Below are 20427 nucleotides of genomic sequence, written 5' to 3' on the forward strand. Positions count from 1 at the left end.
AATAATAACGCTACCTGCGACTCCGTAATGAGTTTTCTAAAAAAACAATCTCTCCTCTGAAAGGACCATTTAAGTGCTGACATAGAAATCTGTTATGAACAAAAATGGCAACACTTAAAAGATACAACTGACAAAGTCCCGATAATAGCCATACATAAATTGCATAAGTACTTACAAAAAAGATACCAATCAGTAGCTTCGCATGAGCAGGAAACTAATAATAAGGATGAAGTCCTTCTTACAATCGATTCAAAAAAATTGAGTTTACCGAGGCACTTCAAGTGGTATGTTTTTTGCTTTATCAAAATAAAAAAAGGGTCTTACGAATTGCCTTCCTTAAACAATTCAAACAGCAAATGTACGAGCAAAAGTCATCCTTCCTCCAACAGAAATCATCACAAGAAGAATCAGCATACTGCTCAGGCTTTCAAAAATAAAGCACGTATGAAAAAGGCATGGTGGTGAAATAATTAATATCCGTTATTGTAATTTACACTGCATCCTTGCACTAAACAACCTGAGAAAACGGATAATGAAAGAGATAATCTTTATTCCTAAAGATTGTTAAATTTTGGACATCGTGAAGATTGCAAACAATGTGCATATTCATGGCAATGCTCAGGTTCAGAGCAATGCAACTAGTTACAGAAATACCAACAGTTATCTAAATATGGGTCTTTGATAATGTGTGAGCCCACAACGAAATGCATATTTTGAAAATGCACAGTTTACAGTAGTCAACTGAAAGAGAGAGATCAAAAATACGAATTCACTGATAAGATTATATAGCCTCAAAAAAACCGACTTTTAACAACCAAAACAACCATTTCAAAACAACACAAATATTTCACGTTAGGGGTAAATCACACGCAAAAAGAAATATAGAAATAACCTATTGCCTACCTATTATCAGACAATGTGTCATTACACATACTTCAAGAGAAGAAAAAACAAGGTTGCTAATTAATAGAAATTAAACCTACTGGTAAACCTAATATTCTCTCTTAAAACTGTTTTTCAAAAAGCAATTTCAGTTACTTAGCAAAATAAATTTATAAATGTATTCAAGAATAAATATTATGAAACCTTGCTCTTGAAATTGTGAAGTTGCCATACCAAAACCCCGCCTCCCTTATATTGCAAAACATTATCCAATAGAGCCGCATAATATGCATACATTGGCCATAGACAATAGTAGAAAATACGCGAAATCTGTGAACCATAAGTGTTGGTCGATAACTACAAAATTGCACTTACTAAATTACAAGAGCTCATACTTCCTAAACCAGAAAACTGGCTAAGGGTGCATTTGCATAGCTACTCACACGATATTTAACAGCATCAATGGGTATAATCAAAAAAACACCAAAAGACATGACTCTACAGGAAACATGTCTTATAGAATAATAAAACCCATACTAAAACAGGCAGTTGAATGATGCAAGAAAGCACCAATAGCCGTTCAAATTTTTCTGAAACTACGCAATGACCTTTTAGAAGACAAACCAATATTAGGGTAACAAACTCTCTTCAAAAATAAGGATGGATTTCCTTCTTGAACAGAAGACGACAGAGAGAAGCAAATTCCAAAAAGATCCCTATTCCCCGTTTTAAACAAACGAGCCGGAACATGTACTATTAATGCAAGTGCAAGTAGTAACACAATTCAAAGCATCATTTAGCTGGACAGATGATACTATACCATCCCTTTATAAAATAAATACTAAACGCAAACAACTTTCTCTTGAATTGATAAAAAAACTAAAAAGAGCTCGTAATAGCGATTCTTAAAACTAATGGATGTAACTTGACACGAGGTTGTACACTATAAGTAGGAAAAGATATGATTAACATATGATTTTATATACATTTTCTACCATTAAATGTGCTCTTCATTAATGATAGCTTTAACAGCAGAAAATCAAAAAAGTGCAAAACCCATAAACAACAGAATTTTTCAGCAAAAAAAGAGAGAAAGCCTTAAAAAGTCTTCAAAGTTTTTTTTAATCTATGAAAACTCAGAAAACCGCCTTTGAAAGAATCAGAAAACCGCCTTTGAAAGAAAATTAATGATAGAAAACCCACTGACAAACTACATTAACTTACAGGAATTACCCACTGCGGATTGTGGTGGGCCCGGAGGGACTCGAACCCCCAACCAAGCGGTTATGAGCCGCTGGCTCTAACCAATTGAGCTACAGGCCCCACAAGCTGCTTCTCTCTAAACTAAAATTCTCTATGATACAAGAGCTTGCTTAAATTATAATCGACCTTTTTCTCTTTTCTATCGGTTTTTTTTTCTAATGCCCTAATTTCTTTACAAGAACTCTAGAAAATGAGAGAGTAGTAAATCGATAAACAAAAGGAATAGATATGACAAGAACAACTTCCCAACCGTCGAAGATTTATCCGGTTAAAATGGCTATGGTAGCACTTACCCTACTAGCCACTTCACTTACCGCACACGCTGAAAAAAGAAAAATGGAAAACGCAACTATTACAGTTACTGCGACTGGCGAAAATCAAGCAACACCGGATATGGCAATTATCAATCTAGCCGTTGTAACTCACGACAAAACTGCCCAAAAAGCATTAGCAGCCAATAATAAATCTATGAACGATATTGTAAACGCTTTTAAGAGTAATGGCATCCAAGCAAACGACCTGCAAACATCAGGCTTGTCCATTTATCAATCTAGTCCAGATAATCATCACGAAAAAAAGAACAAGGAAATTCTCTATCGCGTTTCAAATTCTTTAACAGTGCGCATTCGTGATCTTTCCAATGCTGGGAAAATATTTGATCAAGCCATGGCACTCGGCGTTAATTCTGTGAATGGCATTACCTTTACCAATGCCAATATGAAGCCATTTTATCAAGAAGCGCGTAAAAAAGCCATTGCTGAAGCAATTGAAAAAGCAGAAACTATAGCACAAGCAGCCAATTTAAAATTAGGCAAGATTATTGAAATCCATGAAAATGACGATGGCTATCATTCAAGCCCACGCCTCATGAGCAGAGCAGCAAATGAAAGCTATGCAGATACAAATTTTTCAGGTGGTGAACTGAATTATAATGTGAATGTCACTGTAGTATTTTGTATCGATTAAATCTCATCGTATGATCAATCATTGTGTAAAATGATCTTATCACCGGCCTTCACAGAGAAGATCGGTGATATGTTGGAGATAATCTTCTTCAGACAATAATTCGTCTTCGTGAATTTCTATCTGTCCACGCGCAGAAAATTGCGTTTGATGCACCGTCTGACAATTTCCAGACACCAATGGATGCCACCATTGAAGATCTTGTCCCTCATAAATCAGTCGATAAGCACAGCTTTCTGGCAACCAACGGGCTGTTTTAATTGTTGCGATATCCAACGATATACAGTCTGAAACAATTGATTTACGATGAGCATAGTCCCGACACCGGCAAGTTTCCGCATCTAAAAAACGACACGCCACACTCGTTGCATAGATATCACCAGTGTCTTCATCTTCTACCTTATGCAAACAACAACGCCCACAGCCATCACAAAGACTCTCCCATTCAGAAATGGAAACTTCTTCTAATTTTTTTACTTTCCAAAAGGGAACTTCTTTACTCATAAAATTGGCCATAGTTTTTTAAACAAAGAAATCTATTAAAAAGAAAAATAAATAAAATTGAATCTCGATAACTTTACATATCTTTTATTTATTTCAACACTGCTTCATTCAGTACAGTGCTTCAAGATATTTTTTTAAAATCCAGTTTAATAAATAAGAAAATATCTGTTGCGAAGCTAATGTAAACATATCCCCGCATGCGTAACGATAAATATTTATCAATTTAAAGCAAGAATATAATCCAAATGAAACTTTTCATATATCGACACATAAACATAAGCGACTTTTATGAATGCCTCCACACAAAAAACTTTCCGTGCGCATCGAAAAGTTAACATACGTTGATGAGAGTATTCTTAATAGATCACTTCTGTTCATAAACTTACTGGTGCACATAAAATAACGCTTTAGAATTGTTCATTTCTTTTAGAAGCTACCCTATAATTTTATGTCGTTTTATAAACCTTAGCACACAAATATCAAAGCCAAGAGGAATTTTTAACATCAAAAATTCTGCATAAATTATTCAATCTCAACCTGTTAATTTTGGAAAAAAGACACCTCAAGAACTCCATGAGAGTGTCTTTCATCCATATTCACCAATCAATAACGCACCTTGAAAAATGCGCAATTACACTTTTAAGAATCAAGAAAACTACGCAATTTGCGTGAACGGCTGGGATGCTTTAACTTACGAAGCGCCTTTGCTTCAATCTGACGAATGCGCTCACGTGTAACTGAAAATTGTTGGCCAACTTCTTCCAGCGTGTGATCAGTGTTCATCCCTATACCAAAACGCATTCGCAAAACACGTTCTTCACGTGGTGTGAGTGAAGCAAGCACGCGAGTTGTCGTATCACGCAGATTAGCTTGAATAGCCGCATCAATCGGTAACAATGCATTCCGATCCTCAATAAAATCACCTAAATGAGAATCATCTTCATCACCAACGGGTGTTTCAAGTGAAATCGGTTCCTTTGCAATTTTAAGCACTTTTCGCACTTTTTCTAGCGGCATAGAAAGTTTATTAGATAATTCTTCTGGTGTGGGTTCACGCCCAATTTCATGCAAAATCTGGCGCGATGTGCGAACAATTTTATTAATTGTTTCAATCATATGAACAGGAATACGAATGGTGCGTGCCTGATCAGCAATTGAGCGCGTAATCGCCTGACGAATCCACCATGTGGCATAAGTTGAAAACTTATATCCACGCCGATACTCAAACTTATCCACTGCCTTCATCAAGCCAATATTGCCTTCTTGGATAAGATCAAGAAACTGCAAACCACGATTGGTATATTTTTTGGCAATTGAAATCACGAGACGCAAATTAGCTTCCACCATTTCTTTTTTAGCAATTGTTGATTCGCGCTCACCTTTCTGCACCTGTGTCACAATCCGACGGAATTCGCCAATTGAAATAGCAGTTTCTTGCGCAAGATTCTGTATTTCGCTGCGCAAACTTTGAATTTCCTTAGCTTCACGTCTTGAAAATTCTTTCCAACCGCTTCCTGACAAAGTTGAAATGTAATCAATCCAATCCGCATCCAATTCACGACCTTGGTATTCTTTTAAAAAATCCTCATGACCAACACCGTAATTATTTGCAATACGCTTCAGCTTTCCCTCATTATGAATCAATCTCTTATTGATGTCATAAAGCTGCTCAACCAAGGATTCAATACGATTTTGATTCAAAGAAAGAGATTTCACCGCTTGAACCAATTCACCCTTCAATTGAATATATTTTTTCTTCTGGGAAGGCGACAGAGCCCCCTCTTTACGCTCTGCCAAACTGCTCTCAACATGCTGATCTTGCAATTTTCGTAATTTTACATAAGTATCAGCAATGAAATCCAATGTTTCCATGACCTGAGGACAAAGTTCATTTTCCATTGCAGCAAGCGATAAATTAACGTCATCGTCTTCTTCATCATCCTCCTCAACACCTATATCTCGCCTAATATCCTCCATATCACGCGCACCAGAAGAAGTTTTTTCCTCTTTTATTTTTTCGACCTCACTTCGTTCAATAACAGGAGTCTGCTTGGCTTCTGGTCCTGCATAAGTCGTTTCAAGATCAATAATCTCACGAAGAAGAATACGCTGCTCTTTTAATTCTTCACGCCAAATAATGAGAGCCTGAAAAGTCAAAGGACTCTCACAAAGTCCGGCAATCATTGTTTCACGCCCCGCTTCAATACGCTTAGCAATAGCAATTTCACCTTCCCGCGAAAGGAGTTCAACAGCTCCCATCTCACGCAAATACATGCGCACTGGATCATCGGTGCGATCTGTCACTTCACGCTTAGTTGTTGTTACAATAGCGTGACTGGTAGCCTCTACTAAATCGCCTCCCTCTACTGCAACTTCCTCTTCATAAGGCTCAGTCTCACTTTCATCCTCATTGTCAACGACATTAATGCCCATCTCAGAGAACATCGCCAAGGTATCTTCAATTTGTTCAGATGTAACCTCATCAGGAGGAAGAACTGCATTCAATTCATCCATCGTCACGTAACCATTTTTTTTGGCGAGTTTAACCATTTTTTTGATGGCATCATCAGAAAAATCGAGAAGAGGACTGTCCACACTCGCTTGGCCCTTTGCTTCCATATTGTCTTTCTGTTTTACTTTCGTTGCCATACCGTTAACTCCACTTGATCACCACGCAGTTTCCGCGTGACCAGTTTTTTGCGTTCCTACTTAGCGTATCAACAATATCCCGTATATACTCCCTCTTAGAAGAGATCTCTATTAGAAAAAATACATTTTGTTGCATACACTCTTCACTCACACAAAAACGCGGGAAAACCCCAGAAGTTTCCCCGACACCACTCAGCCTTTCTGAGACAATCTCTGCACCCTATAGTAAGAACCAATTTCCCGCTATTCCTAAAATTCACTCGTGACTCTTTATAAAAACACCGCTCTACATCCAACTTCCTCATACTAAGCTTTAGGTGACTGATTCGCTCAAAAAAAGCGAATCATTTTATCTTATCTTTCTTATTCCCGTCTATTTCTTCATCAAACCAACTGCCAAATCCTTTAATTAAAGCTTCTGTCGCTTGCATCTGTTCCAGCTCGATTTTTATTTCACGAAGCAGATCAAAAACCTCACTATTAGGATTTTCCACAAGTTGCTCTTCAATATCTTGTAGTCTCTTATGTAGGTGGTATTCTTGAAGATGCAAGTAGATGGCTTGTTTTAATACAGCACGGGCATCTTCTATAGGTGCCCCCGCAAAAACAGTACGCATACCAACATTTTGCACCAGATTTGTCATACGCTCTAAGAGAGCTTTTTGCCCTCTTTCTTCTAAAAGTGTAACCATTGTCTTGTCATCATAAAGCTGCTGGCTTCCAAGAATTTCTAACATAGATTGATGAAGGCTCACTAATTGCGTATTTTGTAACTCTAACTCAGCAAGAACGTCAAAATTTTCATACCATAACTCAGGATAATGCACCAAAATCAGTAAAATAACGGCCTCACGCAGAGGAATAGAATGGGATGAATTACGCACTATGTCGGAATTTGCCAACATCGAAAAAGATTGATCTTTAAACATCCTATTTTGAGGATTCTGACCATATTGTCCTGCACCTTTTTTTTTCGAAAAAAATGGGCGGAAAAAGTCAAAAAGCCGTTTCTTTATATCTTGAAAATAATAACGACGTACATCTGCATCCTTAATCGTAAAAATTTGCTGTTTTAGTTGTTTTTCTAGCGCTGCTCGTGCTTCTGGAGTTTCAAAACTCTTTCCATAGGTGGCACGCAACCACAAAAGCTCAATCAGTGGAATTGATTTTTTCAAAAAAGAAGTGAAAAGCTCTGCACCACCAGCACGAATAATTTCATCTGGATCTTTACCTTGTGGTAACAAAACAAAGCGCACAGACACCCCTACCTTTAAAAGAGGCAATACACGATCAGCAACACGAAAAGCAGCTTTTAAACCAGCATCATCTCCATCAAAACACAAAATTGGATCAGCCGCCATCTGCCATAAAAGTCCAATTTGTGCTTCCGTTAACGCTGTCCCCAGAGGAGCTACGGTTCCTTCAAAACCAGCTTTCGTCAATGTGATTACATCCATATAACCTTCAACAACGAGAAGTGAATGGATTTTTTCATCACCAACAAAGCGGCTATTTTTGCGCGCAGTAGCCGCGTTATAAAGCATATTTCCTTTATGAAAAAGCACTGTTTCAGGACTATTGAGATATTTTGCCCGCGTATCTTTATCTAATGCACGCCCTCCAAAAGCCACAACACGTCCGCGTAAATCTTCAATAGGAAATATAATACGATTTCTAAAACGATCATAGGAAGTGCTACCATCATCCCCCATTTTGAGAAGCCCACAATCTTCCATTTGTTTTATTGAAATACCACGTGCACTCAAAGCTTCTTTCAAAGCTGTACGCCTTGTCGGAGCAAAACCAATTCGAAAGCGCTCTGCAAGCTTTGGCGTTACACCACGCGCATCGAGATAACGACGCGCTTGAGCTCCTCCTTTATCATGTAAGCTATATTGAAAAAAATCCGTAGCTATTTTCATAACATCATAAAGGTCTGCCTTTTCCATTTGGCGTTTATGACTTTGTGGATCAAAGAGAGGTAATTTCATCCCCGCAAAATCAGCCAAACGCTCTACACTTTCTGAAAAGCGCAATCCATCAAGCTCACAAAGGAAAGTAAAAATATCACCACTCACACCACAGCCAAAACAATAATAACGCCCCTTACGATCATCACAATGAAAACTTGGAGTTTTCTCACCATGAAATGGGCAACAACACCAGAAATCTCCCCGTGCAGGCCTGCTTTTTTGGGGATCAAATACCACCCTTTGGCCAATAACCGTTGAAATTGGCAATTTGGTGCGGATCTCATCAAGGAAATCAGACGGAAAACGCATTATCTCTCACAGAGGTTTAAAATTCTTTTTTGCATGTTTAACGACTTTGAAGCATAATTCCAATACTTCATCTTAAAAGGTTGAAAGATTATAAGAGCTCAACCGTATATAATTTAAAAATGGAGAGTAAATAAAGTGATCAAATTTCTTGTTCAATATCCACTGCTAGAATCCATTGTTTGGCTCATTATTCTTATTCTTGTAGCACTTTTAGTCAACTTTTTAGCACGAAATATACTTATTCACGGAGCAAAACGGTTTTCTTCTTTTCTTCCTAAAGCTACAACCGCCGATATTGAACACACCATTCAGTACATAGCTAATATTATTGCAGCCTTTACTCTCTCAATCGGCATTGATTTTATCCCAACACTTCCTGCTGAACTCAGCACTATTATCAGCAATGTTGCCAATGCCTTTATTATTTTTGTTGTTGTCCTTGCAATCTCTTCTCTTCTTAACGTTATTAATATCCTTTATGAACAACAGCCAACAGCGCGTTTAAAACCAATAAAAGGTTATATTCAAATCGCTAAAATTGCGCTTTTTACTGTAGCTGCAATTCTCATGGTAGCCACATTGATTGACCGCTCACCTCTTATTCTTTTATCCGGTCTTGGTGCAATGGCGGCTGTTCTGATGTTGATTTTCCAAGATACGCTCCTTTCTCTCATTGCAGGCATCCAAATTTCATCCACCGATATGGTCCGTGTCGGCGATTGGATTGAAATCCCTAGTCTCAATATAGATGGTGATGTCACTGAAATTGCACTTCATACTGTTAAAGTTCAAAATTTTGACAAAACAATCACGACTGTTCCTATCCGTAAACTGGTGACAGATCCTTTTAAGAATTGGCGCGGAATGGAAGAAGCAGGTGGACGACGCATCAAACGCTCTCTCTTTATTGACCAATCAAGCATTCGTTTCCATACAGAAGAAGAACAAGAATATCTTTCCAGATTGAATTTATTAGAAAATTATTTCACACAAAAAATACCAGAAATCAATGAATGGAATGCTCAATTAGATAAAAATCATGATATATTAGCCAATACCCGTCGTTTAACCAACATTGGGACGTTTCGTGCTTATGTTTTTGCTTACCTAAAAAATCATCTAAACATCGAACAAAACATGACCTTAATGGCGCGGCAATTGCCGCCTACACCGGATGGTTTACCTTTGGAAATCTATTGTTTTACCAACACAACCGTTTGGCTAGAGTATGAACAAATTCAAAGTGATATTTTTGATCATCTTTATTCCATTCTTCCTAGTTTTGGTCTAAAGATTTTTCAAAATCCAAGCGGCTATGATTTTCGTCATGTATTAGAGGCGAGAGCAAAGTAAAACGAGAAACATCAGTTCGTCAGTTTTTAGATCAACTGTATTCATGACAATAGAGAAAGAAAAGTATCATGAATGGTTCATTGGTGCTCCTTCATCTGGCAGGCGCTATTTCTTTACTTCTCTGGGCCACACGTATGGTGCGCACAGGAGTAGAACGTGCCTATGGTGATAGGCTTAAATACAAAATGCGCCACGTCATTTCCAAACCACTCTTTGCTGTAAGCTTTGGACTGTTTACAGCAATGATTTTACAAAGCTCTACAGCAATAACGCTTCTTGTTGGTTCTTTTGTTGAATCTGGCTTTGTCTCTGGTTTAGCGGGACTCATGGCTGTACGTGGAGGAGAATTAGGGTCGGCACTGGTTGTCAAAATCCTCTCTTATGATCTTACTATCGTTGTGCCCTTATGTCTTTTAATCGGCACTTTTATCTTCATGACAACTGAAAAACGTAATTGGCGTCAAATCGGACGTATCGTCATCGGTATTGGCCTTTTGGTCTTATCTTTACAAATGATAAGCACCGCCACAGAACCTTTACGTGATAGTGCGATTTTGCCTAGCATCATTAGCTATCTTTCAACCGATGCTGTTTCCACTTTTTTATTGGCAGCAGCACTAACTTACCTCTTGCATTCCTCTATCGCTGGAATCATTCTGCTGGTCAATTTCGCCAATTATGATCTTATCCATGCTCAACTATGTGTTATAATGGTCCTTGGCGTCAACTTTGGTTCTTCTCTCATAGCACCGCTTTTAACACGCAACGCCTCTCCTAATACCCGCCTCGTTCCATTAGGAAATTTACTCATGCGTGGAGCTGGTTCAATTTTTGTCCTTATCTTATTTCTTTTCTTTCAACCACCAATCACATGGCTTGGCAATAACGCTTCTACTCAAGTTATTAATGCCCATATCATTTTCAATGTTTTTATTCTTCTTGCTGGAATACCCCTCTCGAAATGGGTTTTAAAGCTAACCACTAAAATTGTCCATTTAAGTACAAAAAATACGCAAACCAATAAAATTCTTAATTTATCCGAGCAAACAGCTCTTGATGATAGCGTTCTTGAACGCCCAACTTTAGCACTCTCTAATGTCATGCGTGAAGTCATCCATATTTGTGACCTTGTGGATATCATGCTAGAAAAAATCATGGGACTATATGAAAACCCTGATCCTGACATCATCCGTGAGCTCAACCAGCTGAATACCATATTGGACAGAAAGCATACCGCAATCAAACTCTATCTTGCCCGATTAGCTGGACAAAAATTATCTGATGAAGAGGCCCTCCAAACGCAAGAACTTCTAAGCGCTTGTATAAAATTGGATCAAGCGGGCGACATAATTATTCATAATATGCTTATGTTGATTAAAAAGAAACAACAAAAAGGCTTACAATTCAGTAGTGACGGATGGAATGATCTCCTTCATTTTCACGCCATTGTTCTGGCCAATGCGCATATTGCATTTAATGTTCTTGTCTCGCGTGACACACACGCCGCGCATTTATTGGTACAAAAAAAAGATCAGATTCGAAATTTAGAAAAAGAAATGAGTTTGAAGCATTTTAAGCGCCTCCGTGAAGGTGACCTCAAAAACATAGAATCGTCCAGCCTTCATCTTGACACTGTACGCGATCTCAAACAAATCAACTCTCTTTTAACCTCAATGATCTACCCAATTCTAGAAGCCCAAGGACTACTCAAAAATTCGCGTTTGCGTACCCCTGCTGAACAAAAAACATCTAAATCTTAACTTTTGGAATATTTGAACGAGAAAATTAATGGTTATCATTCAAGAGAAAAAGTGTGTCATAAGAAATGCAACCATTAATTGGTCTGCGACTAATATATCAATGTTTTTACAAATTCTACCTCCACAGTATTCTGCTAAAAATTAAACATCATTTTAAGCATCATTGAGATCGTATTAATGAACGTCTTCTTGAACTTTTGAGCGTCAACTTTGCTCGTTTCTTTCGTCATGTCATTTTATTTTTTGAATTTTGTTAGAGGAATGAGCAAGACACCTACTTATGAATACATTTTATTCATACTTTCAAAATACTGTCACAAACATTTTCTCCTTTTACGTAAAACTATTGCTAACCTCAACGCTTTTTGTTATCATGGGCAATGTGTGTATTTGTGATTTTATGGATATAACGCTGCGTGCATTAGGTGTCCACTTGAATTGGAAATCAGCAAAGTAGCAATTATAACAAACTTTTCAGCAGCAATATCCCCCTAGGTAAAAAAGAAAGAAATCTTGACCTTTACAAAGCTTACCCTAGTTAGAACTAACAGTTTAGATTATGGAAAAGGAGGGAGAATGTAATGGAAGATGTAAATATCGGTTGGATTGCAGCTATTATTATCGGCGGTCTTGCAGGGTGGGCTGCAAAGTATCTAATGAAAAGCCAAACAGGAATATTTCTGAACATTATCTTGGGAATTATTGGAGCTGCGTTAGCCAGCTTTCTTTTTGGACTTTTAGGGGTTAGCTTTGCTGGGTGGTTTGGCTATCTCGTTTCTGGTTTTATTGGAGCCTGTATCCTGATATGGATAGGACGAAAAATTAAACCATAAAGCATTTATTCATTTTTTAGAGGCACCTTTTAGTGCTTCTTAAGAATCCTAAGATTTCAATGGTAGCTTTAGAACTTAAAACAATTGAGGAAGTGATGGTGAAATGCTTAAGGTTCTGTCCTTTTGCATCACCATCATCATATCATTAAGCAAGAAATAGCGAGGAAATTCTTTAGCACCGCATAACCTAATATACCATATCAAAAGGCTAGAATGTGCTCGTGCGAAAAGAAATATCTACACTGTTTTAGTACAATACTGACTTTCTTTTCTATAATCCATATTCAAATATTATCGGTTCGAGCGTGTGATTTTAGAGGCCATACTCATACTAAAATTTCTAATAAAAATATAATATACTAATCATAATCAAATTTTTTACATCACTGTAATATTAACACGGCTGCTGCATGTATTATAAAAACAATAAATAGGATCACAATCTATATTACGTAAAATTTAAATTCTATGGTGTAAGTAAGTAAAAGTGTTTTAGCATAAAACTAAAATACATATATTTAATATTATAACTTTAAAAATAGTTTTCATAATATACATAGAAGATAAAAAATAATACTATTCCATTTTTATTTCGATATTTTTTTTATTTATTATCAATTAAAAATTAATATAAAATTTATCTTATCATGTACTTTTAAAATATTTTTTATTTTAACAAATAATAAATTTTATAATATTTTTGCATTATCACATACCATTTATCATCATAAAGCAAACAAAAACCATGATGTGATAACTTTGGTTATTTTTTTATAACCCTATCAAAATCACCTTGTGAGATATTCTAAAAACTTTAAATGTTCTTATGCGACATAAAATTTTAACATTTTCTTGAAACATTTGAGTTGCTAATGCATGTTCTCACAAGATTAGACTTTTTTCATGAAAGCTTCCATAACTCTTTTCACTGTCAGTATCTCAAAACAAATATCACCATCCTTAATGAATTTAGCTAACTGTTTTAATTGATAATCTCTTGAAATTTTTTCTTTACTTGCATTTTCATATAAAATACCATTATCCATACTATATAGCTAATATATCCACGAGTTTTCCCTTTTTTGATGAAGAGCTTCTCGTTGGCAAAAAATACAGATAATTCTTGTCCATCTATAATAAGGTTAATGAATATTTTTGTATACAGACTTGCATCTTGTTTACAAATATAAAGTCATCTTTAATAGAGCTGTTTAACAAATAGCTGAACCATAAATTGTATCTTTAATTGATTGAGCAAAATGCTTTTTCTTTTTTATTCAACAAATTCTTTTCCAACAGTATGATATATAAGAATGGATTTATATTTGTAATGAGTAAATTCATTATTTTTATGATTACATAATCTAAAAAAATCAAAATAAGAATGAGAGCTTGAAATATTACCACACTATAATCATGATTTATAAAAACAGTTTCACATAAGCTTAATTAATTTTGGAGTCTTATCTTTTAAATACCCATTATTGTCACATATGTATTCTTCAAATACGATTGTTTTAATTCCTGGAAATTCCCTATATTTGTATTGATATACTAGATATAAAGGTATGAGATAACCATTTAATGATAAGAAATCCTTTGTATCACTCTTTCTAAATCATTTAAATAAATTTCTGAGTTATAAGTAATACAAAAGCATTTACATCTAAATTCAAATAGTTTGAGTACCCTTTAATTTTTAAAATATTAAATAAGATCCCCCCTACTCCTAATATTTCTTCTTCAATCCTTTTCACATAGATGAATTCTTCATCTCTTTTTTATATACATTATAAACGAATTTTAAGAGTCTAAACGTTTTCCCAATCCCCTGTTACTAACAAGGAGAGTGCCATAAACCATTATGTGAAAGGGCTTTAGATAAATCGTGACGCATTTTACCTTTGCGAATAATAAGGAAGAAGCACCCCATAATATATTTTCTGCATATCCTTTTTTAAAACAACTCCATTAAATTTTCCCCTTACATATTTCCATTTAGAAACTTGCTGTCTTCGCATTTCTATATTACAATAGGGATGTTTATTATATCATCCAATACACAGCCCATAAAATACAGTTTTAGATAGAGAGTGAAATGATGCCTGATCCTCAGGATTCCATCTTGCCACCTCTGAAGTGGCTCTCTGATAAAGATCCTCCAGTACCAGCTAGAATAAATGATTGGCTAATGGAGTTGGGGTCCATGACGCGTCGACTTGAAAATCACTGCGCCTGCGTACACATCGAACCACAACGTGAACGCTTCATTACGCGTGATAAACTGAAAGAAGAAGCTGAGCATCTGCCCGATAGCTCACGTTACTGGCTACGCGAAATCATATTGATGGGAGATAATCAGCCTTGGCTCCTTGGACGCACTGTAATTCCGCAAGAAACCCTATTTGATCATAATCAAGCAATAATAAACTTAGGAACTGTACCACTGGGGCACTATCTATTCAGCAGTAACAAACTAACCCGCGATTACATTCATATTGGCCGGCAAGATGCGCTGTGGGCACGCCGCTCCCGTTTGCGTCTAGCAGGAAAACCATTGTTGTTAACTGAATTGTTTTTAGCAGCTTCACCGCTGTACACAACAAATTCCATATAAATAAAGGACGTAAATACCTCAAAGAAAAGCATAATGTGATATTAAGAGCAGATGTCTTGGTTTACCTATCAACAGAAAAAACTTCTAAATTTCTCACCTAAAAGCATTCCTCTGCAATGAATGTTGCTTATCAACATATCCTCACGTTATCTGCACGCAAAAAAGCAGCTAACAATAAGAATATTTTCGGTTCCCCTTTGCAGCTCGGCAAAATTTTCTGTAATTTTTAATAGGATTATTACCAATCTTAAAAAGTTCAAAAGGAGTGTCCCCAAAACTGTTATTTTCCTCCTGTTCTTTCTCTACCAATTTCAAGCAACAAGATTCTTTATAACACGCTCACTTTTAAGGCTATTCAACCATTTTAGCTAAAAGAGACTATTTGATAATCAGTGATTTTACTTACCTTCATCAAAATGAAAAAGATCACAAACCCTCTATGCAGCGCTAATTAAATGCTTTATCTCTTTGTTTTGTATTATTACAAACGAATTTTAAGAGTCTAAATCTTTTCCCAATCCCCTGTTGCGATCAAAGAGAGTTTCATAAACCATTATGTGAAAGGGCTTTAGATAAATCGTAAGACATTTTACCTTTACTAATAATGAAGAAAAAGCACCCCATAATGTATTTTCTGCATATCCTTTTTAAAGACAACTCCTATCTTATACCTTCAAAGAAATTTCGAATTGCCCTATCAATCTAGCATGCAACAAAAACTCACCCGTTTTGTTCTAGAAAAAACAGCTTCTAAGCAAGCCTTATATGTCTTACAACGCATAATCAAAAATAATTAATATCGAGGACTTAGAAAATTCAAAAACAGGGCTTTACCTCTTCACGGAATATACCTATACTTACCACCTTAAGCAAAATATTACAATAACAATGCGTACCCAGAGCGTGTGAGAGGGTGGTGTTTTTTGTCTAACGTTAATCATTATACCTTTCAGAGAATAAATTGTGAGCACACACTATGACACAAACTATTTCCTCTCCAAATCCTTGGAGTGTAAGCAAACCTACAGCCCTCTTAATATTGGCCGATGGAACAGTCATTGAAGGCAAAGGAGCAGGTGCTACAGGTGTTGCTGAAGCTGAAATATGTTTTAACACCGCCATAACAGGCTATGAAGAAATCCTCACAGATCCGTCATATGAAAAACAAATCGTTAATTTCACTTTTCCTCATATCGGCAATGTAGGTACAAATAGTGAAGATATTGAAGATCTCACACCCCTTAATTGTTATGGAGCAGTTGGTGCTATTTTCAAAGCAGACATTACCCATCCTTCTAACTATCGAGCAAATGAAAATCTTAATCAATGGCTCAAAACCCGTAAAATCATTGCACTTTGTGGTATTGATACACGAGCATTAACCGTTCTTATTCGTGAAAAAGGTGCACTCAATGGCATCATCGCCCATGATCCAAATGGAGATTTTGATATCGATGCTCTAAAAAAACGTACACAAAAATGGACTGGTCTTATCAATCTTGATCTCGCAAAAGAAGTGACATCAAGGCAATTAATGGAATGGAATGAAAAGCCATGGATGTGGGATGAAGGGTATAGTGCAAATGACACGTACAATTTTCACATTGTTGCAATTGATTATGGCATAAAGCGCAATATTCTCCGTCTCATGGCTGCACACGGCGCACGCATAACAATTGTGCCAGCAAACACAAAAGTAGAAGAAATTCTGGCACTGAATCCTGATGGTGTTTTTCTTTCCAATGGACCGGGCGATCCAGCTGCCACAGCCGATTATGCTGTCTCAACCATTAAGGCACTCATTGACAGTGGTATACCGCTTTTTGGCATCTGTCTCGGGCACCAACTTCTGGCTCTTGCTGTTGGAGCAAAAACCATAAAAATGCATCAAGGACACCATGGTGCTAATCATCCTGTTAAAGATTTTACGACCGGAAAGGTTGAAATTGTATCTATGAATCACGGCTTTACTGTAGATAAGACATCTTTACCAAAACATGTTGAAGAGACTCATATTTCCCTCTTTGACAACTCAAATTGCGGCATTCGAATCATTGGAAAACCGGTTTTTTCTGTTCAATACCACCCAGAAGCTTCCCCTGGACCACAAGACAGTCACTATCTGTTTCAGCATTTTTTTGATCTCATTATGGATTATAAAAAAACAGCTTAATCTAAAGTGCTTTATCTTTTTGGTTAACTCTCCCAAACTGTACTCTTTTGCTATACACAAACATGTTATTTTAGTAAAAGAGCAGCTCAGTTCATTTATAGAATTAACAAGCCTTGTTTGCCTTTTGAATTATCTTAGCAGAATATTCTTATTAATCAGAATTTCAAAAAAATAACGTACCCATAAAGCAAAAACTATCGTTGTAATAACAAGCAACAGAAGCCCCACAAAAGGAGCACCAGAAAAATAAAACACCGCGCTTTCGTGAGTAAATCGTTCAGAGAGAAATACATAAAAATAGACCCCATATCGAGCTTAAATAAAATAACGGATACCATCTACTCTCGACAGCCCTTCTTGGGCATTTTCGGGCACCTGTACTGAAGCAACAGCGCCTACAGGTACATGAACAAAACTTCAAACATTGTACATGCAAAAACGCGCATAAAAACCATCCACCCTTTCGTTACAAACGTGTAGCCAAACATAACAGCTGACGCAAACAGAAGCCCCACCATCGCAATGTGCCAATTGCTTCATCTCTTAGAAAAGAAGGTAGAACGAGTACTACCACAATAATCTGCCTATACCAAAAACACTATAAGAAACTCCGATAGATAAGGTGCTCCAATTATAGCGTTCTGTAGCAACAAGTGCCAAAATACTTAGCCATAAAGATTCTGCAAGCCAATAAAGAAAAAACTAACAATACCAAGAAGAGCTGTTGAATATTGTTTGAGTTGCAAAAGAGCACCTAAAGGATCTGCAGACTTAATATAAATATGCACCGCTTCCACACAGGAAGAATTTCTGGAAGAATAATCCACACACACATAAATTAATGAGCGAAAAATAGGTAACAAAAAAATGGAACAAATGAACCAAATTGCGCATACGCGTCCTTTTATCTCAATACTCCTAATCCCCATCTCACGACGACGTCCATGAATAGTATAATGGTAAATTCCATTGTGCACCACCATCGTTATATTTATACATTTATGAAGAAGCAAAAAAGCACCATCATACTATTTACCAACACCCCATGTTGCTAAAACCCTTGCACTGGACCAAATCATTAGAGACACTTTATCTCCTTCTTCTACAGTTTTTATCCACACATCAGCCCCACTTGCAACGGACAAGGGAATAGTTTTGTTTGATTCAACACAAATAAATTTGAAATGAGAGAATCCTCAAGTATTCTGACCCCTCCTTCAAGTTGCAAAACGATGAATTATTAATCTTATATCGGATACATCAGCCAGATAAGCGGTACAGATTGCAAAACTAGCGCTACTCACTCACGATAAAAGACGTCCAATAAACAACATAGAACAGCTCCACACTATAGTACATATAAGATTATCAAGAGCAAAATTGATAAGAGAGATAAACAAAATAGGACGGCAAACATAACGATCGGAAAGGTTGCCAATAACTGGAGCAAACAAAAATTGCATCGTTGAATAAGCCACGAATATTCTTCTCCTCCCACGGAAGCTTACAAAGATCTTTTTCTGTCAATTGAGCGAAATATTCGGGCAAAATAGAACAAATGATTGCGTACCAATAATATCCAATAAACAAGGTAATAGAAACTAAAATAAGCCTATGATGGATAAATTTTGGATAAAGTTTTGATCGTTCATAGTATGCCTATAGACATTACTTTCTCTACTATCTTCTAACCCCTACCTGCTGTTAAGAACCGCTACATAGGATAACTTGTTCTTATCCAAACTATAGAGAAAGTAAAAATGTTAGAAAAAAACAGAAAATTACCAAGAATTCTCATTTTACAAAATATACGAACATACCATACACTTTTGTAAGCATTATCATTTTTCAAGAAGTAATTTTAAGGAATTAAATGAAATTAAATTTCAGTGTAACAATCTACTACCATCGCTATTCGCTAAAAAATCTTATTATTAAATATACTATAAGAACATAAAAGTTATAGTTTACAGAGTAAAAAAATAATAATAAATTTATTATTTAATTTTTACCAAATTGATCTTGCCAAATTATAAGTGTATTACAAATAATATAATTTCTTATTGTTTTGATAAGAACAATAATTTATATTGTAAACAATCTGTATAAATTAAAACACGATCCTAACTATAACTATTTATACTATATTTATTATATGCTAAAATCGTTTCAACGACAATCTAATGAGCTTCAGAAAATACCAATCATTATCAATTCAAAAATGGTGAAAAAATGCGAAAAATATTTCAAATAATTTTAATTTCAGCTTTGATTACAGGATGTGATTTCCAAAATTCTGATGCAAGCAAGGACACTTCAGAAAATCAAACTGAGACACAGCAAACAGCAAAAGTAAACTTAGATCCATACACTTTAGATAAATTGAACACTATTCTTAAAGAACGCTCAAAAATGAGTGATCATAAGACAGAAAAAATGATTGAATTACTGTCTGAAGCTTTTTTAGGGACACCTTACCAAGCAAATATGTTACAGGGCTCAGAAACTACACCAGAAAAGCTTATAATCGATTTTAGAGGCTTAGATTGCTTCACTTATCTGGACTACGTTGAAGCATTACGAAAATCAACATCGCAAACAGAATTCATAAATAATGTCATCCGAACGCGTTATGTTGATGGTAATATTAGCTTTTTAAATCGAAAACATTTTTTTACCGACTGGGCTTATAGAGAATATAAACTTGCCGATGACATCACCGCACAAATCAGTCCCAATGCAGTGAACACTGAAAAATATCTCAATCAAAAAGCTGATGGAGGAAACTACCTTTCTGGACTACCAATTGTTAAACGCAATATAACTTATATTCCAAGTAGTGTTATTAATGAAGAAGTTATAACTCGTTTACAATCCGGTGATTTCATTGGTATTTACACCAAACTTCCTGGATTGGATGTAACCCATGTGGGTTTCTTTATCATGACAGATAATGGTCCCATGTTACGAAATGCATCCTCACGAAAAGAAAATGAAAAAGTGGTGGATTCCCCTTTTATGGATTATGTAACGAAAACACCAGGAATTATCGTTTTAAGAGCCCTAAAATAATGTATATGGGGGCAGAAATGTCCCCTATATTATAAATATAATTATATTCAAATAAGCACTCAAATTATCAAGATAA

The 20427-nt window shown here is 36.1% G+C and carries 13 protein-coding genes and 1 tRNA gene; 7 read left to right on the forward strand and 7 right to left on the reverse strand.

What is annotated here, in order from left to right; genetic code table 11:
- Positions 1-2128 precede the first annotated feature (2128 nt).
- Positions 2129-2205 (reverse strand) — tRNA-Ile (locus tag ACKC4Y_RS05425).
- Positions 2206-2373: 168 nt separating this feature from the next.
- Here ACKC4Y_RS05425 and ACKC4Y_RS05430 point away from each other — a divergent pair.
- Positions 2374-3111 carry an SIMPL domain-containing protein gene (locus tag ACKC4Y_RS05430; RefSeq protein ID WP_409360798.1) on the forward strand — a complete coding sequence of 246 codons (738 nt, stop codon included), beginning with the start codon at positions 2374-2376 and terminating at the stop codon, positions 3109-3111.
- A 39-nt stretch (positions 3112-3150) separates the two neighbouring features.
- Here the strand turns inward: ACKC4Y_RS05430 and ACKC4Y_RS05435 are convergent, their stop codons facing one another.
- The 3 genes from ACKC4Y_RS05435 to dnaG form a co-directional block, all read right to left on the reverse strand.
- Positions 3151-3612, reverse strand: a complete 462-nt coding sequence (locus tag ACKC4Y_RS05435) for a YcgN family cysteine cluster protein (RefSeq protein WP_409360799.1) — start codon at positions 3610-3612, stop codon at positions 3151-3153.
- Positions 3613-4251: 639 nt separating this feature from the next.
- Positions 4252-6261, reverse strand: coding sequence for an RNA polymerase sigma factor RpoD (gene rpoD / locus ACKC4Y_RS05440; protein ID WP_409360800.1), 2010 nt, complete (start codon positions 6259-6261; stop codon positions 4252-4254).
- Between the two features lie 344 nt (positions 6262-6605).
- Entirely contained in the window at positions 6606-8543 is a 1938-nt protein-coding gene (gene dnaG / locus ACKC4Y_RS05445) for a DNA primase (RefSeq protein ID WP_409360801.1), read from the reverse strand.
- A 135-nt stretch (positions 8544-8678) separates the two neighbouring features.
- Between dnaG and ACKC4Y_RS05450 the strand changes: the two genes are divergently transcribed.
- The 3 genes from ACKC4Y_RS05450 to ACKC4Y_RS05460 all read left to right on the forward strand — a co-directional run bounded on the left by ACKC4Y_RS05450 (position 8679) and on the right by ACKC4Y_RS05460 (position 12489).
- A complete protein-coding gene (locus ACKC4Y_RS05450) occupies positions 8679-9896 on the forward strand; it encodes a mechanosensitive ion channel family protein (RefSeq protein WP_409360802.1) in 1218 nt (405 codons plus the stop codon).
- Between the two features lie 68 nt (positions 9897-9964).
- Positions 9965-11656 carry a Na/Pi cotransporter family protein gene (locus ACKC4Y_RS05455; protein WP_409360803.1) on the forward strand — a complete coding sequence of 564 codons (1692 nt, stop codon included), beginning with the start codon at positions 9965-9967 and terminating at the stop codon, positions 11654-11656.
- A 581-nt stretch (positions 11657-12237) separates the two neighbouring features.
- A complete protein-coding gene (locus ACKC4Y_RS05460; protein WP_409360804.1) occupies positions 12238-12489 on the forward strand; it encodes a GlsB/YeaQ/YmgE family stress response membrane protein in 252 nt (83 codons plus the stop codon).
- A gap of 890 nt (positions 12490-13379) precedes the next feature.
- On the opposite strand, the gene ACKC4Y_RS05465 is transcribed toward ACKC4Y_RS05460, so the two are convergent.
- Positions 13380-13535 (reverse strand): hypothetical protein, encoded by a 156-nt coding sequence (locus ACKC4Y_RS05465; protein ID WP_409360805.1) that lies wholly within the window; start codon positions 13533-13535, stop codon positions 13380-13382.
- 1052 nt (positions 13536-14587) lie between these two features.
- Here ACKC4Y_RS05465 and ubiC point away from each other — a divergent pair.
- Positions 14588-15106 (forward strand): chorismate lyase, encoded by a 519-nt coding sequence (ubiC, locus tag ACKC4Y_RS05470; RefSeq protein WP_409360806.1) that lies wholly within the window; start codon positions 14588-14590, stop codon positions 15104-15106.
- A 976-nt stretch (positions 15107-16082) separates the two neighbouring features.
- Complete coding sequence (gene carA, locus ACKC4Y_RS05475; protein WP_409360807.1) at positions 16083-17279, forward strand: glutamine-hydrolyzing carbamoyl-phosphate synthase small subunit; 1197 nt, start codon at positions 16083-16085, stop codon at positions 17277-17279.
- Positions 17280-17944: 665 nt separating this feature from the next.
- Here carA and ACKC4Y_RS05480 read toward each other — a convergent pair.
- Together ACKC4Y_RS05480 and ACKC4Y_RS05485 are read right to left on the reverse strand one after the other, a co-directional pair.
- On the reverse strand, positions 17945-18262 hold the full coding sequence (locus ACKC4Y_RS05480; RefSeq protein ID WP_409360808.1) for a hypothetical protein: 318 nt from the start codon (positions 18260-18262) through the stop codon (positions 17945-17947).
- Positions 18263-18583: 321 nt separating this feature from the next.
- Complete coding sequence (locus ACKC4Y_RS05485; RefSeq protein ID WP_409360809.1) at positions 18584-18757, reverse strand: hypothetical protein; 174 nt, start codon at positions 18755-18757, stop codon at positions 18584-18586.
- A gap of 754 nt (positions 18758-19511) precedes the next feature.
- Here ACKC4Y_RS05485 and ACKC4Y_RS05490 point away from each other — a divergent pair.
- Positions 19512-20351 carry a DUF1460 domain-containing protein gene (locus ACKC4Y_RS05490; protein WP_409360810.1) on the forward strand — a complete coding sequence of 280 codons (840 nt, stop codon included), beginning with the start codon at positions 19512-19514 and terminating at the stop codon, positions 20349-20351.
- Positions 20352-20427: the final 76 nt, after the last annotated feature.

This window comes from Bartonella heixiaziensis (genome assembly GCF_046245125.2).
In the GTDB taxonomy this organism is placed as follows: Bacteria; Pseudomonadota; Alphaproteobacteria; order Rhizobiales; family Rhizobiaceae; genus Bartonella; species Bartonella heixiaziensis.

Bases quoted from the DNA above. Each gene is read 5' to 3' on its own strand.
- ACKC4Y_RS05430 (WP_409360798.1), top strand. From the start codon at position 2,374: ATGACAAGAACAACTTCCCAACCGTCGAAGATTTATCCGGTTAAAATG.
- ACKC4Y_RS05435 (WP_409360799.1), bottom strand. From the start codon at position 3,612: ATGAGTAAAGAAGTTCCCTTTTGGAAAGTAAAAAAATTAGAAGAAGTT.
- rpoD (WP_409360800.1), bottom strand. From the start codon at position 6,261: ATGGCAACGAAAGTAAAACAGAAAGACAATATGGAAGCAAAGGGCCAA.
- dnaG (WP_409360801.1), bottom strand. From the start codon at position 8,543: ATGCGTTTTCCGTCTGATTTCCTTGATGAGATCCGCACCAAATTGCCA.
- ACKC4Y_RS05455 (WP_409360803.1), top strand. From the start codon at position 9,965: ATGAATGGTTCATTGGTGCTCCTTCATCTGGCAGGCGCTATTTCTTTA.
- ACKC4Y_RS05460 (WP_409360804.1), top strand. From the start codon at position 12,238: ATGGAAGATGTAAATATCGGTTGGATTGCAGCTATTATTATCGGCGGT.
- ACKC4Y_RS05465 (WP_409360805.1), bottom strand. From the start codon at position 13,535: ATGGATAATGGTATTTTATATGAAAATGCAAGTAAAGAAAAAATTTCA.
- ubiC (WP_409360806.1), top strand. From the start codon at position 14,588: ATGATGCCTGATCCTCAGGATTCCATCTTGCCACCTCTGAAGTGGCTC.
- carA (WP_409360807.1), top strand. From the start codon at position 16,083: ATGACACAAACTATTTCCTCTCCAAATCCTTGGAGTGTAAGCAAACCT.
- ACKC4Y_RS05480 (WP_409360808.1), bottom strand. From the start codon at position 18,262: ATGGTGGTGCACAATGGAATTTACCATTATACTATTCATGGACGTCGT.
- ACKC4Y_RS05490 (WP_409360810.1), top strand. From the start codon at position 19,512: ATGCGAAAAATATTTCAAATAATTTTAATTTCAGCTTTGATTACAGGA.